Here is a 15329-nt window from a genome sequence, read left to right as displayed (position 1 = left end):
CAGGCGGGGCTTTTTATGGCTACGAAAACACTGATTTATCGATTTGGAATGCAATCAACTGTGTGTGGCTTGCCAGCTCCCACACTTAGATCGGGGTGAAAGTCAGGGAAGGCGGCAAGTCGACGTCCCAGAGTACGCCCGGATCATCTACCGACACTTCACGCACCATCGCCTGCGCAAACAGCGGTTTGGCCCCACGGTCACCGGTCAATGCCATCAGCGCCGACCCAGATGACCGATCAAACGCCACTGGATGCCCATACTGCCCATCCTGCACCGGCACGCTGATGCCACCCGCCTCCAACCCATCGATTACTTGCTCAATGCTCGATGACTGAATAAACGGCATGTCCCCCAGCAGTACCAGCCAGCCGCCCGCCGGACCGCTGGCCGCCACCGCCGCGGCAAGACTGTCGCCCATCCCCGCCGAGCGCAGCAGCAGGACGTCGCAGCCATACGCCTCAGCCAAACGGATCACCTGCGCTCGCTCTGGCGAGGTCACCAGCCAGCGCTTTACAACGCGCCTCGGTAAATTCACCAGCACCTGCTCGATCACTGGCCGAGTCACGCCATCCAGGCCGACGCAATCAGCCAACAGCTTATCTTGGTCAGCCCCCGCCTCGGCACGAAAGCGACTGCCCTGCCCCGCCGCGAGCACAATCGCCGTCAGCGTCACTCAGCGACCACCGGCAGCGGCTTTTTCTGCATTGGCGCCACACCGTTCTTGATCGCAACAATTTCCGCCATCAACGACAGCGCGATTTCCGCCGGCGTATGGCTGCCGATATGCAACCCGATCGGCCCGTGCAGGCGCGCAATCGCTTGCGCCGACAACCCCAGCACCGCGAGGTTTTCCCGACGTTTCTGGGTGTTGACCCGCGAACCCAGGGCGCCGATGTAGAACGCCGAGGAATTCAATGCCGTAAGCAGTGCCATATCATCCAGGCGCGGATCATGGGTGAGGCAGACGATAGCCGTACGCTCATCGGTCTGTATGTTCAGCACCGCTTCATCGGGCATGCCCGGTACGAAGCGGCCGTGCTGTTCTTCCCAGCCGTAGACGAACTCGTCGCGCGGGTCGCAGATCAGCACTTCGAAATCCAGCAACCGCGCCATTTCCGCCACGTAGCGCGACAACTGCCCGGCGCCGATCAGCAGCAAACGCCAGCGCGGGCCATAGATAGCCCGCAGCCGTTTGCCGTCGAAGGTCACCCCATCGGTCTTGCTCGCGCTGCTCAAGGTGACTTTACCGGTGGTCAAGTCCAGCTCACGTGCGACGATCTGATGATCTTCACAACGCGCCAGCAGTTCCGACACCCATTCCCACGCGTCCACGCGCTCTTCAGTCAGGCGCAAGGTGCCACCGCATGGCAGGCCAAAACGCGCCGCTTCATCGCGGGTGACGCCGTAAGTCACCAACTGCACCGGCGGCCCGTCTTCAGGCAGTCGGCCATCCTGCAGGCGCGCAATTAAGTCATCCTCGATGCAACCGCCAGACACTGAACCGATCACCACGCCATCGCCGCGCAGCGCCAGCATGGCACCCGGCGGGCGCGGCGCGCTGCCCCAGGTCTGGACCACGCTGTACAACACCACTCGCTGCCCGGCGCGACGCCATTCCAACACGCTGCGCAGGACATTCAGATCCACACTGTCCACAAAACCTCCTGCAAGCGTAAAAAACCATTCACTTACTGTAAAACAAAAGCCACCAAAGTGACGCGCCAGAAACGCAAACGCCCCGAACCAGTCGGGGCGTTTGTGCGTTGCAGTCGGCGTTAGTTCACACCATCAGCGACTTACTTGACGACAGGTGCAGGGCCTTCGGCCACGCCCAGGTCATCCAGCTCGCGGGTTTCCGAGATACCGGTACCGCCGGACGCCAGCTCGCTTTGCAGCTTGTCTTCGTCCAGCTCGTTGACCCATTTGGCCACAACGATGGTGGCAACGGCGTTACCCACCAGGTTGGTCAGCGCGCGGGCTTCGGACATGAAGCGGTCGATACCCAGAATCAGCGCCAGGCCGGCAACCGGCAGGTGGCCTACAGCCGACAGGGTCGCAGCCAGGACGATAAAGCCCGAGCCCGTCACGCCAGCAGCGCCTTTGGAGGACAGCAGCAGCACCAGCAGCAGGGTGATCTGATGGGTGATGTCCATGTGGGTGTCAGTCGCCTGGGCGATAAACACGGCAGCCATGGTCAGGTAGATCGACGTACCGTCGAGGTTGAACGAGTAGCCCGTCGGGATCACCAGGCCTACTACGGATTTCTTCGCGCCCAGACGCTCCATCTTGATCAGCATGCGTGGCAGTGCGGATTCGGAAGACGAAGTACCCAGAACGATCAGCAACTCTTCACGGATGTAGCGGATCATTTTGATCACGCTGAAACCGTGAGCGCGGCAGATGCCACCCAGCACCACCAGCACGAACAGAACGCAGGTGATGTAGAAGCAGATCATCAACTGACCCAGTTGCACCAGGGAACCTACACCATAGGCACCAATGGTGAACGCCATGGCGCCCAGAGCACCGATTGGCGCGAGCTTCATGATCATGTTGATGATGTTGAACATCACGTGGGCGAAGCGATCGATGAAGTCCAGCACTGGTTTGCCGTAGGCACCCAGGCGATGCAGGGCGAAACCGAAGATCACCGAGAACATCAGCACTTGCAGGATGTCGCCGTTGGCGAAAGCACCGACGATGGTGTTAGGGATGACGTTGAGGATAAAGCCAACGATGCTCTGGTCTTTACCGGCAGTCACGTAGGCCGCGACTTTGGAGGCGTCCAGGGTCGCTACGTCGATGTGCATGCCGGCGCCCGGTTGCACAACGTTGACCACGATCAAGCCGATCAGCAGCGCGATGGTAGATACGACTTCGAAGTACAGCAGCGCGTAGCCGCCGGTTTTGCCCACCGATTTCATACTTTGCATGCCAGCGATGCCGCTGACAACGGTGCAGAAGATGATCGGGGCGATGACCATTTTAATCAGTTTGATGAACCCGTCACCCAGTGGCTTCAGGGCCACGCCGGTCTGCGGGTAGAAGTGACCGAGCAAAATACCGATAACGATTGCAACGATCACCTGGAAGTACAGGGATTTGTAGATTGGCTGACGAGTCGTCATTGCAAAGTTCCTCAATCGTCCCGTGTGGCAAATATCCGCCATTGCCCACGACACTTGAATTGCGAACCCTCCTGCACTGGAGGGATTTGTTGTTTACGCGATCTGTAGGACCAGGCCTGCGCTGTAGTCCTTATCGCAAACGCCGTGCCACTTCGTTGAAAAGCCTTAAAGGCCTTTAGAGATCAGGGTTTGGGGCTTCCTGGCGCCCTCCCAAGCGCGAAAGCCAGTGGCGGATTTCCGCCCATCAACCCAGTCTCGTCCTACAATTTGGCGGATATCCGCCTTGTGAGCCTCTCCGGCGCTGGCTACCATTCGCCACTCCATGGACGAGGCCTTCGCATGCGTGAACGTACCATCGCCAGTCATTTCGCCCGGGCTGCCCTCGGCGGGGCGCGTCGGGCCGGTTACGACTATTCGGGGCTGTTGCACCAGGTGGGCATCGCTGCGGAGCTGCTCGCCGAACCCCGTGCCCGCATCGCACCGGAGCAATTCACCCGGCTGCTGCAAATGCTCTGGCTGGCACTGGACGATGAATACCTGGGGTTCGCCGAAGGTCCGAGCAAGCGCGGCACCTTTGCGATGATGTGCCACGCGCTCATCCACTGCCGCACCCTGGAGAAAGCCCTGGAGCGCGGCTTATTATTTTATGGCCTATTCCCACAAGGCCCGCGCTGGCAGCTGGCACGTGAAGGCGAAATGGCCCGCTTGAGTCTGGACGACTCGCAGTTGTGGGACCCGGATCACTTCCTCAGCGAATGCCTGCTGGTGATCTGGCATCGCCTGGGCAGTTGGCTGATCGGCCAGCGTATTCGGCTGCACCAAGCCACCTTCAGTTATCCGATGCCGGCCCACGCCGGCGAATACGACCTATTGTTTCCCTGTGCCCAAGTATTCGGTTCGCCGAACAGTAGCTTGGTGTTTCCCGCGCGCTACCTGAACCTGCCGCTGCTGCAGGATGAGCGCACACTCAAACACTTTTTGGAGCGCTCTCCCGCCGATTTGCTCTCTCGGCCCGATGAAGGCGATAGCTTGAGCAGTCAGCTACGCCGCTTGCTCAGCCGCGACCGCACACCCTGGCCAGACCTGGAAGCCGTCGCCCAGCAACTGCACATCAGCCCGCAGACCCTGCGCAGGCACTTACGCGAAGACGGCACCAGCTTTCAGGCACTCAAGGATGAGCTGCGGCGGGACATCGCCATTTATCATTTGCGCCGAGCGAATTTGTCGTTGCAGGAGCTAGCCGAGCAGTTGGGGTTTTCCGAGCCGTCGGCGTTTCATCGGGCGTTCAAGAAGTGGACCGGGCTGACGCCGGGGGCGTATCGGGCCCAAGAGAGTTAGAGGTGTGTTGCCATTGCCGCCCCTTTCGCGAGCAAGCCCGCACACATTTAACCGCGTTTATCCTGCAGGAGTGCGGTCGAATGTGGGAGCGGGCTTGCTCGCGAAGAGGCCAGTGGAGTCATTAGAGATCACAAGGCCGGAAAGTGAATCTTGAACGCAGCGCCACCCAACGGTGAATCCCCCAGGGTCAACCGTGCGCCGTAGCTTTCAATAATATCCTTGACCACCGCCAAGCCAATCCCCTGCCCGGGATGCTGGCGATCCAGCCTTTCACCCCGTTGCAGAATCCGTGCACGCTGGTCCGGCGGCACACCCGGCCCGTCATCCTCGATGCACAGCTCACTGCCCTCCAGGTTTTCCACCAGGCTGATGCGCACTTCGCTCAAACACAGGCGGTAAGCGTTTTCCAGCAGGTTGCCGAGCAATTCCAGCAAGGCGCCCTTCTCAATGGGCACGTGGCATTCATCCGGCAGTTCAAAGGAGACGGTGACGCGTTTGTCGCGGTAGACCTTGTCCAGTGTGTCGCACAGGCTTTGCAGCACCGGCGCCAGGCGCACCTGGTGGCGCACCAGGCCGCTTTTGCGCAGGCTGGCGCGTTGCAACTGGTAACTGATCTGCTGGCTCATGCGCTCAATCTGCGACTGCAAAACCCAGGCCTGGTCGCGATCTTCCGGGCGCTGGGCCATGTCTTCGCTCACGCCCTGCAACACCGCCAGCGGGGTTTTCAGGCTGTGGGCCAAATCGTCGAGGGAGTCGCGGTAGCGCGCACGTTGCTCACGTTCGCTGTGCAGCAAACGGTTGAGGGAGCCGGTGAGGCGCAGCAATTCGCGGGGGTGTTGTTCACTAAGGCTCTCTCGGGTGCCGCCTTCGATCTGGTCGAGTTCCTGGCTAAGCCGCCGCAAGGCTTGTAAGCCCCAGGTCAGGCCCAGCCAGAGCAAGGTCAGCAACACCAGCAACGCCGCACCAAAACCCAGGTAAAGGTTTTCGCGCAGGCCCTCGAGGGTCAGTTGATATTCACGCACCGGTTGCAGGGCGACGATACTGAACGCCGCGCTCTTGCCGCCCAGCAACCTGACCTCGACGTCATATACAAAGAATTCCTGACCATTGGCCTCACGAATTCGCGCAAATTCATTACCGCGCCCGTCGTAGCGCGGTTTGTAGTTGATGTTTTCTTCTTTGGTCGCCCGCGAACGCCACACTAGGTGGCCCTCGCGGTCGTAGATATAGCCGAGCAGGCGGCTGTCGGTGAGGTTGAAACGTTCGTCCGGCAACTGCGCCGGCATCTGCAGGCGGTTATTGTCGACCCGCGCGGCGGAAATCAGGGTGGTGACGTCCGACGCCAGGCGCTGCTTGATGGAATCCTGCAATGCCAGGCTGAACGCACCCTGCATGGCCGGCAACAAACCCAGCATAAACAGCACGGCCAGGGTGGCGGCCGCCAGCATCAAGCGCACGCGTAACGAGCGAATCAACGGCAGCGCTCATTGAACAGGTAGCCCAGGCCACGCACGGTGTCGATCGGCTTGAACCCAACCGGGCCTTCCAGCTTGCGGCGCAGGCGACCGACCAGCACTTCGATGACATTTGGATCACGCTCGTCATCATCAGGGTAAAGCTGCTCCATCAAACGGTCCTTGGCGACCACTTGCTGGTGGTGGCGCATCAGGTATTCGAGAATCCGGTATTCGTAGGCGGTCAGCGCCAGGGGCTGTTCGTCCAGGGACGCTTGCTTGCGGTTAAGGTCCAGCAGCAACGGCCCGGCCACGATGGTCGACTGGGTGAAACCACTGGAGCGACGCAGCAACGCGTTCATCCGCGCTTCCAGCTCTTCGAACTGGAACGGCTTGACCAAGTAGTCGTCCGCGCCGGCAGCCAACCCTTCGACCTTGTCCTGCCAGTTGCCGCGAGCCGTGAGGATCAGGATCGGAAAGGTCTTGGCCTGGGTACGCAGTTGGCGGATCAGGTCCAGCCCACCCAGGCCGGGCAGGCCCAGGTCGATGATGGCCAAGTCATGGTTGAATTGGCCCGTCTGGTAGAGGGCCTCTTCGGCATTGGCCACGGCCTCGACCACGTGGCCGCTGTCGGTCAGGCGGGTAAACAGGTGATGGCGCAGCAGCGCCTCATCTTCCACCACCAGCAATTTCATAAGGCTCTCCAAAGCAAATCAACTGTCCGACAGAGGGATATCATAGCGGCCCTGCAGATCTTGCGGGCGCAGTTTAATACCATTGAACTGACCGGTCAGGTGTTCATAGCCAGCGCGGTAGGCCGGCTGCGGGGTTACAAGGCCAAGGGACTGGCCCCAAGGCGTAGGTTGGCTGCCAGCGTCTTCGACGCTGACACGCTGAATCAAAGTGCTGGTTTTTCGGGTCTTTTCTTTGCCGAATGCGGCAAAGGCACCATCGGCGGCCTGGGCCCCTGCAGTGGCACTGAGCATGGTTAACGCCAACATCAGCTTTTTGATCGCACTCATGGTGCTTACCTCCACGCGTTTTGGCTGTAGGACCAGACTACGCAGGCGCCCCTGAACTCCCCCTGAACAGGCTCTGAACCGCACCTGAACCGCAGCGGGCTATCCTGTTGCCCATCAACTCGGCAAAATACCGCCCATGAATTCCCTACCCGCTTGCTGCACTCCGCTCGACGCCCATTGGCCGCTGCCCGATCCCTTGCCGGGCACGGTGTTTTTCAGCACCCGGTTTGACCCAGCCTTATTAGCGCCAGGCGACTTCCAGCGCAGTGCCGTGCCGCCCCCCGCGAGCATCCAGCGTTCAGTGGTCAAGCGTCAGGCCGAGTTCCTGGCCGGCCGGCTGTGCGCCCGCGCGGCACTGCAACAGCTCGATCACTTCGATTGCGTGCCGGCCATCGGTGAAGACCGCGCACCGGTGTGGCCCGCGCACATCTGTGGCTCCATCACCCACAGCACCGGGCATGCCGCTGCGATTGCCACGCACACGGCACAATGGCGCGGGCTTGGGATGGACCTGGAGAATGTGCTGACGCTGGAGCGGGCTGAACGGCTGGCCGGGGAAATCCTGACTGCCGATGAAATGCGGCGTATGGCCGCCCTCCCGCGAGAGCAGGTCGCATTGCTGGTGACGCTGACGTTTTCCGCCAAGGAGAGCCTGTTCAAGGCGCTCTATCCTATTGTGCAGAAGCGTTTTTATTTTGAGCATGCGGAGTTGCTGGAGTGGTCCGAGTCGGGCCAACTGCGGCTACGGTTGCTGACGGATCTTTCCAGTGAGTGGTGCCATGGCAAGGCGTTGGTGGGGCAGTTTGCGGTGACCGATGGGCAGTTGTTGAGCCTGGTGGCTATCAGCGCCTGATCGATCGCTTTCGCGAGCCAGCCCGCGAAGGCGGCATCAGGGTTTCTCTTGATCCCTGGGCCAACTCAGACTGAAGCACGCCCCTCCTAAATTGTTGCTCTTGCTGATCAACGCCCGGCCGCCGTGCCAGTAGATAATCCGACGCACAATCGATAAGCCCAGGCCATGCCCACCCGAGGCGCGAGTGCGGCTGTCGTCCAGGCGCAAGAACGGCGTGAAGATGCGCTCCCAAGCGCTTTCCGGCACGCCAGGGCCGTCGTCTTCCACGTCGACGCGGCAGCGCACCTGGCCCACCTGATAACTGATCAGCACGCGGCCTTGGGCGTGGCGCATGGCGTTGCTCACCAGGTTCTGCAGGGCACGGTGCAAATAACGCGGCTCGGCGTCGACCCAGGCGTCATCCCAATGCGTCGAAGACAGGCAGATACCCCGCGCCACGTTGATCTGCGGGCGCAGTGGCGATAATTCGCCGATCACCTGATCGAGCAGCGCATTGAGGTCGACCCGCTGGAAATTCAGCTCCGGCGAGCCCTGTTCCAGACGCGCATAAGTGAGCATTTCATCGACCAGGCCATCGAGGTCCTGGATGTCGCTGTCCATGCCCTCCAGGTATTTGCGCCGTGCCTCAGGGGTGGTGGCATTGCCGACCATCTCCAGGCCGAAACGCAGACGCGCCACGGGCGTGCGCAGTTCGTGGGACACCGCACGCACCAGTTCACGCTGGATCGCCAGCAACTGCTGCAAGTGCTCGGCCATGCCGTTGAACGCTGCAGCGAGGCGCCCCACCGAGTCAGCGCCACGGGCCGGCACGCGGACTTCCAGGTTGCCCTTGGCAATGCGTGTGGCGGCGGCTTCCAGGCCGCGCAAGCGACGTTCAAGCTGACGCACCAATAGATAGACGATCAGACCGATCAGGGTCAGGCCGATCAAGGCGATCAAGATCAGCCAGTGCGCCGGATAAGGGTTCATCTGATACAGGGGGCCGAGCTCCAACACCCACGGCGTGCCAACCATGCCGGCAAACACGCGGATCGAATCGCCGCCCTTGCCCAGGGCCATCACTGTATCGCCTTCCGATACGCGACGGCGTTGGTCTTCGTCCATATCAGCCTGGTCGAGGGTCATCAAGTGCATGTCGAAGCCAAAACCCTTGGCTTCTTTTATGTCTGCCAGGCGCTGCGGCTGTTCGGCCACCGGGAAGCGCACCAGTTCGTCGGCGAGCAGGTAGATCGTCGCGCGCGCCAGTTGCTCACTGATCTGCTGCACCTGCCCCTCCAGCACGAGAGGTTCCTGGGCACTGACCAATCGCAGCACCCGCGCGGCGTGAGGCCCAGTCTGTTGCACCAGCACTTGGCCACGTTGCAGGCTGTTGCGCTGGCTCAAGTCCAAGTGCGCATCGGCCAGGGGGCGCAATTCCAGCGGGATCCCCAGCAAACGCTCCCACACCGCCAGGGCGCGTTGGCGCTCGATGGGACTCATGGGCTGCAGGTTGTCGCCCATCAAGGAAAAGGTGCCATGGGCCAGGCGCTCGCGGTACTGGCCGCTGCGCACCTCGTTGAGCAGGTGCAGGGCCAGTACGCCGAGCAGCGCCACCAGAATCAGCGCTGCGCACATGCCGCCGTAGATACGCAGGAAGATCGAATTCACAGCGGCATGTCGGCGGCGGCTTCGGGGACGAACAAATAGCCTTTGCTGCGGACGGTCTTGATCAGACGTGGGTGGATCGGGTCGTCGCCGATTTTCGGGCGGATGCGCGAGATGCGCACATCAATCGAACGGTCCTGGCCGTCGTAGCCGATACCACGCAAGGCGATGAAGATTTCTTCGCGGGACAGGATGCGACCGGCATTCGCCACCAGCAGCCAGAGCAGGTCGAATTCGGCACTGGTCAACTCGATACCGTCATTATTCAACCAGGCCTCGCGCAGGGCATTGTCCACCACCAAACGGCCGAATTGCAGGCGGCGCTGATTCTCTACCGCAGGCGGTTCCGCCGGTTCGCTGCGCCGCAGCAGGGCCTGGATGCGTGCCAGCAACAGACGCGGGCGCACGGGTTTGCACACGTAGTCATCGGCGCCCATGTCCAGGCCCATCACCTGGTCCATGTCGTCGGTGCGCGCGGTGAGCATCAGGATCACGCCGTCATAGCGCTCGCGCACCTTGCGGCAGATGCTCAGGCCGTCTTCGCCGGGCAGCATCAGGTCCAGAATCACCAGGTTCGGCTGCTCGGCGATGATACGCGCGGCCGCCTGGGCGCCATCGCCTTCCACTGACACCCGCAGGCCATTGCTCTCCAGATACTCACGGGTCAGTTCGGCCAGTCGCTGGTCGTCCTCGACGATCAGTATTTGCCAGGCTTCTTGCTCCACGGGTGGTCCTCGTTGTTATTAGAAACTGCGTTGGCCATACCCTGTTTGTCATGTTTTAAGGGCATAACAATGGCCGATTGTAGCCATGCCCCAACCCCCAAACACAAGTTGGGAAATCCATTCGGTGATCGCGTTTTTTTGTGATAGGGTTCGCGCCCTCAAAAATCCAACCCGCTGTTTTTATCTTGGAATATCCGGTGACAAACGGCCGAATCCAGCAGCAATGCGGCCTACACGGGTGCTCCACGTTTCATACACATTTTACCCACAACGTTATCCACAGGTAGTGCGTTGCTAAGACCCCCAAAACGCATTATCTTGTAGCCCGGCGCTAAAAAAACCCTACATGTAGCGTTTTGAGCGAAAAAACCAAACACAGATCAGACAAGAAACTCAAGCCCTTTCTTGCACTCGCTTGGTTGAACCCACGCATTTTTTGAAAGCCCAAACCGCGCACGCGGATGGCAGCCGTTTTCAAGCTCATACAGCGGAAAACGGTACGGGTGTTGCAGTGCCTGAACCTGGCAACTGTCACCCACCAGGAATACGGCCAAGGGCTTTTCAGCCCCGATCCGAAGACTTCGGCATGGAAGCGGCGCGTATAGCTCCCTTCCTCCTGTCCCGAAGTTGTTATGCCAGGCCCAGGCCTGCTGTAAGTGCTTCAGGACGGAACGGTGGGCACCGAGATGGTGCCCAAATAAATATAGAATGTGGAGACACCCCCCCATGCAAACCGACACAACTCGCGAGAACCCGCAGGGCTCCGTGCCGCAGGCCGCTGATTCGAACCTGGATCTGTCCGCCACTGCACCTGGCCAATTGCGCGTGATCAAGCGTAACGGCACTGTCGTTCCTTACACCGATGACAAAATCACCGTCGCGATCACCAAAGCGTTTCTTGCAGTTGAGGGCGGCACCGCTGCCGCTTCGTCGCGCATCCACGACACCGTTGCCCGCCTGACCGAACAAGTCACCGCGACCTTCAAGCGTCGCATGCCCTCGGGCGGCACCATCCACATCGAAGAAATCCAGGACCAGGTCGAACTGGCCCTGATGCGTGCCGGCGAGCAAAAAGTTGCCCGTGACTACGTGATCTACCGTGATTCGCGTGCCAAGGAACGTGCCGTGCGCACTCCGGCCGACGAAGCCGCCGTTCAAGCGCACCCATCGATCCGCATCACCCTGGCCGACGGTACCTTTGCACCGCTGGACCTGGGTCGCCTGAACACCATCATCACCGAGGCCTGCGAAGGCCTCGAAGAAGTCGACGGTGACCTGATCCAGCGCGAAACCCTGAAGAACCTGTACGACGGCGTGGCCCTGACCGACGTCAATACCGCCTTGGTAATGACCGCCCGTACCCTGGTTGAACGTGAGCCGAACTACTCGTTCGTGACCGCGCGCCTGCTGATGGACACCCTGCGTGCCGAAGGCCTGGGCTTCCTCGGTGTCGCCGACAGCGCTACCCACCACGAAATGGCCGACCTGTACGCCAAGGCCCTGCCGGCCTACATCGCCAAGGGTATCGAATTCGAATTGCTGAACCCGATCCTGGCCACTTTCGACCTGGAAAAACTCGGCAAGGCAATCAACCACGAGCGCGACCAGCAGTTCACGTACCTGGGCCTGCAAACCCTTTACGACCGTTACTTCATCCACAAGGACGGTATCCGCTTCGAACTGCCGCAAGTGTTCTTCATGCGCGTGGCCATGGGCCTGGCGATTGAAGAGAAGCACAAAGAAGACCGTGCCATCGAGTTCTACAACCTGTTGTCGTCCTTTGACTACATGTCGTCGACCCCGACCCTGTTCAACGCCGGCACCCTGCGTCCACAGCTGTCTAGCTGCTACCTGACCACCGTGCCGGATGACCTGTCGGGCATCTACCACGCGATCCACGACAACGCCATGCTGTCCAAATTCGCTGGCGGCCTGGGCAACGACTGGACGCCAGTACGTGCCTTGGGTTCGTACATCAAGGGCACCAACGGCAAGTCCCAGGGCGTTGTGCCGTTCCTCAAAGTTGTGAACGACACCGCCGTAGCGGTCAACCAGGGCGGCAAGCGCAAAGGCGCGGTGTGTGCCTACCTGGAAACCTGGCACATGGACATTGAGGAGTTCATCGAGCTACGCAAGAACACGGGTGATGACCGTCGTCGTACCCACGACATGAACACCGCCAACTGGATCCCTGACCTGTTCATGAAGCGAGTCTTCGATGACGGCCAGTGGACCCTGTTCTCGCCCTCCGAAGTTCCGGACCTGCACGACCTGACCGGCAAGGCCTTCGAAGAGCGCTACGAGTACTACGAAGCGCTGTCCCAGTACCCTGGCAAGATCAAGCTGTTCAAGACCATCCAGGCCAAAGACCTATGGCGTAAAATGCTGTCGATGCTGTTTGAAACCGGCCACCCATGGCTGACCTTCAAAGACCCGTGCAACCTGCGCAGCCCGCAGCAACACGTGGGCGTGGTCCACAGCTCGAACCTGTGCACCGAGATCACCTTGAACACCAACAAGGACGAGATCGCCGTTTGCAACCTGGGCTCGATCAACCTGCCGAATCACATCGTCAACGGCAAGCTGGACACCGCCAAGCTGGAACGCACCGTCAACACCGCCGTCCGTATGCTCGATAACGTGATCGACATCAACTACTACTCGGTGCCACAGGCGCAGAATTCCAACTTCAAGCACCGTCCGGTCGGCCTGGGCATCATGGGCTTCCAGGACGCGCTGTACCTGCAGCACATTCCTTACGGTTCGGATGCAGCGGTCGAATTCGCCGACAAGTCCATGGAAGCGGTCAGCTACTACGCGATCCAGGCTTCCTGCGACTTGGCTGACGAGCGCGGCGCCTACGAGACGTTCCAGGGTTCGCTGTGGTCCAAAGGCATCCTGCCGCTGGATTCTCAACAGATCCTGATCGAGCAACGTGGCCAGAAGTACATCGACGTTGACCTGGAAGAATCCCTGGACTGGGCGCCGGTACGTGCCCGTGTGCAGAAGGGCATTCGTAACTCCAACATCATGGCCATCGCTCCGACCGCCACCATCGCCAACATCACTGGCGTATCGCAGTCGATCGAACCGACCTACCAGAACCTGTATGTGAAATCGAACCTGTCCGGCGAATTCACCGTGATCAACCCGTACCTGGTTCGCGACCTGAAAGCCCGCGGTCTGTGGGACTCGGTCATGATCAACGACCTGAAGTACTACGACGGTTCCGTGCAGCAGATCGAGCGCATCCCGCAAGAACTCAAAGAGCTCTACGCGACTGCCTTCGAAGTGGACACCAAGTGGATCGTTGACGCCGCCAGCCGTCGCCAGAAGTGGATCGACCAGGCGCAGTCCCTGAACCTGTACATCGCCGGCGCTTCGGGCAAGAAGCTGGACGTGACCTACCGCATGGCGTGGTACCGTGGCCTGAAAACCACTTACTACCTCCGTGCCCTGGCCGCGACCAGCACCGAGAAGTCGACCATCAACACCGGCAAGCTGAACGCAGTTTCCAGCGGCGGCAACCACGGTGATGACTCGGTACTCGCCGCTCCAGCCGGTCCGGCCCCGGTGCCAAAGGCTTGTGCGATTGACGAGCCGGATTGCGAAGCTTGCCAATAAGCTAAGCCAATCCCAGGCTGAAACGCCCGGGATTGAATGAAACCGATAACCTCTGTACTCGCTGGGGTTATCGGTTTTTTATTGGCGGTCATTTAAACGCATACGCGTTACCGGGCCGTGGCGCCTGGCCCCGCTGCCCCCATAGCTCGATGCTGCCGCCTATCACGGCCATCGAATGACCACCATAATCAACGACACCCAACTTGCCGCTTGCAAGTTCAGAACTCGAAGAGTTCCTGTACAAACCTTTCAAGCCAAGCCTATCCAGCGCTTCCCAGCCCATTTCTCCATTGTTCAAACTTTGCATCGCATGAGCAAGACTCTGCTTTGTGACATTTTTGTCATCATCGAACCCATTACCCTCCATCTGCGCTCGCTTGGCACTCGCCGCGTACATGAAGTTAGCATCGGCCATCATGGTCGGATCATCACCCTGGAACTGTGCATACCTCGCTGCCTGCTTCAATTCGGCCTTGGATAAATGCAGCTCGAACCCATCCCGCATCTTTACGTCGTAGCCATCTCCCACTCCTTTGACGTCCTTGAAGACGTCCGTGGGCTTCTGGCCAAACTGCATCATTGATGCCTTTATGGCTGAAACGGTGACACAGTTTCCATCCGGACCTTGCTTGAAACCACTCCAGATATTGCCGTCCCCCCTGCCTACGCCCGGTTTCTTGCCAGGGTTACTGTGGTCAGGTTTGTAGTCGAAGTGGCGCGCACCCTCAGTGAATGGTTTGTTGGTCATGGGTTCGCTGCCGCCGAAATCCCGTGGATTGACCCTGCGTCCACCGCCGCCGCCACCTCCTCCCGGTGAAGGCGGAGGCGGAGCAACATCCTCATTCTCGGGAAATAGCGCCTTCAGCAGCCGCTTGAGAAATTCAAGAAACTGCTGATCAGCCTGATCGATCAGCTTGTTAAGGATGTCCTTGAATGTTGCATCACCCAGCTGCTCACGCAGCTTGTTCAACTTATCGCGTGTGTCCTGAACCGTTTGGGTCTTACCTGTTTGCTGCGCATCAAACAGTTCGCTGAGCAGCGTCTTGATCGCGGTCACTTCGGCAACCGGCGCAACCGGTGTTGCCCTCCCTGGCGCTGCACCGGGTACAGAAACTGCGCGTCCGGCACCTGGCCCGAAAATCCCAGAACTCCACATATCCCGCGCCCTCCCAATGATTGGTGAGCCTCTGGGGCTCTGATCCGATCAGTGGCAAGACGGGGACTGGACGTTCCCCACCAAACGATTCAGCGCGTAACCCTAGTGGTCGCAGGTATTTTTCTTACGCCCACAAAAAAGCCCCTCTTACGAGGTAATGCTGTTCACTTAAGCGGAGCAGCCTTACGATTCACCGGAAACCGGGTCTTTGATATCTTCACCGTCCTGGGTCTCGAAGGCCTTGGACGGTGGTTCAGAAACATCCCTCCAACACCCGCCCTTAGCTCCGCCAATCGTCTTCCCGTTGCTGAAATTGGGTTAGCCGCTGCCATCACGATCAACTGAACGGCGATGTATTGGCAGGCTGGCTTGAACCGGATAT

General features: G+C 60.0%; 12 protein-coding genes and 1 pseudogene. 3 read left to right on the top strand and 10 right to left on the bottom strand.

All coding sequences use genetic code 11. The features are described 5' to 3' along the window. Positions 1-85: 85 nt before the first annotated feature. The 3 genes from AACY44_RS26370 to AACY44_RS26360 form a co-directional block, all read right to left on the bottom strand. Positions 86-676, bottom strand: coding sequence for a nucleotidyltransferase family protein (locus tag AACY44_RS26370; RefSeq protein ID WP_339531377.1), 591 nt, complete (start codon positions 674-676; stop codon positions 86-88). Beyond that, entirely contained in the window at positions 673-1659 is a 987-nt protein-coding gene (locus AACY44_RS26365; protein ID WP_339420900.1) for an XdhC family protein, read from the bottom strand. The genes AACY44_RS26370 and AACY44_RS26365 overlap by 4 nt, the downstream gene beginning before the upstream one ends. A 140-nt stretch (positions 1660-1799) precedes the next feature. After that, entirely contained in the window at positions 1800-3131 is a 1332-nt protein-coding gene (locus AACY44_RS26360; RefSeq protein WP_339420898.1) for a dicarboxylate/amino acid:cation symporter, read from the bottom strand. A gap of 339 nt (positions 3132-3470) precedes the next feature. On the opposite strand from AACY44_RS26360, the gene AACY44_RS26355 reads away from it, so the two are divergent. Next, positions 3471-4469, top strand: coding sequence for an AraC family transcriptional regulator (locus tag AACY44_RS26355; RefSeq protein WP_339420896.1), 999 nt, complete (start codon positions 3471-3473; stop codon positions 4467-4469). A 128-nt stretch (positions 4470-4597) separates the two neighbouring features. On the opposite strand, the gene AACY44_RS26350 is transcribed toward AACY44_RS26355, so the two are convergent. From AACY44_RS26350 to AACY44_RS26340, 3 genes are read right to left on the bottom strand one after another with little or no spacing between them, the layout of a single operon-like run. Beyond that, entirely contained in the window at positions 4598-5944 is a 1347-nt protein-coding gene (locus AACY44_RS26350) for an ATP-binding protein (RefSeq protein WP_339531375.1), read from the bottom strand. Beyond that, positions 5941-6618 (bottom strand): response regulator, encoded by a 678-nt coding sequence (locus AACY44_RS26345; RefSeq protein ID WP_339420892.1) that lies wholly within the window; start codon positions 6616-6618, stop codon positions 5941-5943. Before AACY44_RS26345 ends, AACY44_RS26350 begins: the two co-directional genes overlap by 4 nt. A gap of 18 nt (positions 6619-6636) precedes the next feature. Beyond that, positions 6637-6945 (bottom strand): hypothetical protein, encoded by a 309-nt coding sequence (locus tag AACY44_RS26340; protein ID WP_339437447.1) that lies wholly within the window; start codon positions 6943-6945, stop codon positions 6637-6639. Between the two features lie 136 nt (positions 6946-7081). Here AACY44_RS26340 and AACY44_RS26335 point away from each other — a divergent pair, with 136 nt between their 5' ends. Continuing rightward, a complete protein-coding gene (locus AACY44_RS26335) occupies positions 7082-7798 on the top strand; it encodes a 4'-phosphopantetheinyl transferase family protein (RefSeq protein ID WP_339531373.1) in 717 nt (238 codons plus the stop codon). 36 nt (positions 7799-7834) lie between these two features. Here the strand turns inward: AACY44_RS26335 and AACY44_RS26330 are convergent, their stop codons facing one another. After that, complete coding sequence (locus AACY44_RS26330; protein ID WP_339531371.1) at positions 7835-9445, bottom strand: ATP-binding protein; 1611 nt, start codon at positions 9443-9445, stop codon at positions 7835-7837. Then, positions 9442-10167 (bottom strand): response regulator, encoded by a 726-nt coding sequence (locus AACY44_RS26325; protein WP_339467752.1) that lies wholly within the window; start codon positions 10165-10167, stop codon positions 9442-9444. The genes AACY44_RS26330 and AACY44_RS26325 overlap by 4 nt, the downstream gene beginning before the upstream one ends. Before the next feature lie 726 nt (positions 10168-10893). Here AACY44_RS26325 and AACY44_RS26320 point away from each other — a divergent pair. Further along, positions 10894-13791, top strand: coding sequence for a ribonucleoside-diphosphate reductase subunit alpha (locus AACY44_RS26320; protein WP_339420882.1), 2898 nt, complete (start codon positions 10894-10896; stop codon positions 13789-13791). An 88-nt stretch (positions 13792-13879) separates the two neighbouring features. Here the strand turns inward: AACY44_RS26320 and AACY44_RS26315 are convergent, their stop codons facing one another. Continuing rightward, a complete protein-coding gene (locus tag AACY44_RS26315) occupies positions 13880-14947 on the bottom strand; it encodes a hypothetical protein (protein WP_445261138.1) in 1068 nt (355 codons plus the stop codon). Between the two features lie 164 nt (positions 14948-15111). Then, positions 15112-15329: pseudogene (locus AACY44_RS26310) on the bottom strand (IS4 family transposase); the annotation flags it as partial.

Origin of the sequence: Pseudomonas sp. RA_15y_Pfl1_P11, from assembly GCF_963970975.1 — a bacterium.
In the GTDB taxonomy this organism is placed as follows: Bacteria; Pseudomonadota; Gammaproteobacteria; order Pseudomonadales; family Pseudomonadaceae; genus Aquipseudomonas; species Aquipseudomonas tritici.
This window is presented reverse-complemented; position numbering and strand designations above follow the sequence as displayed.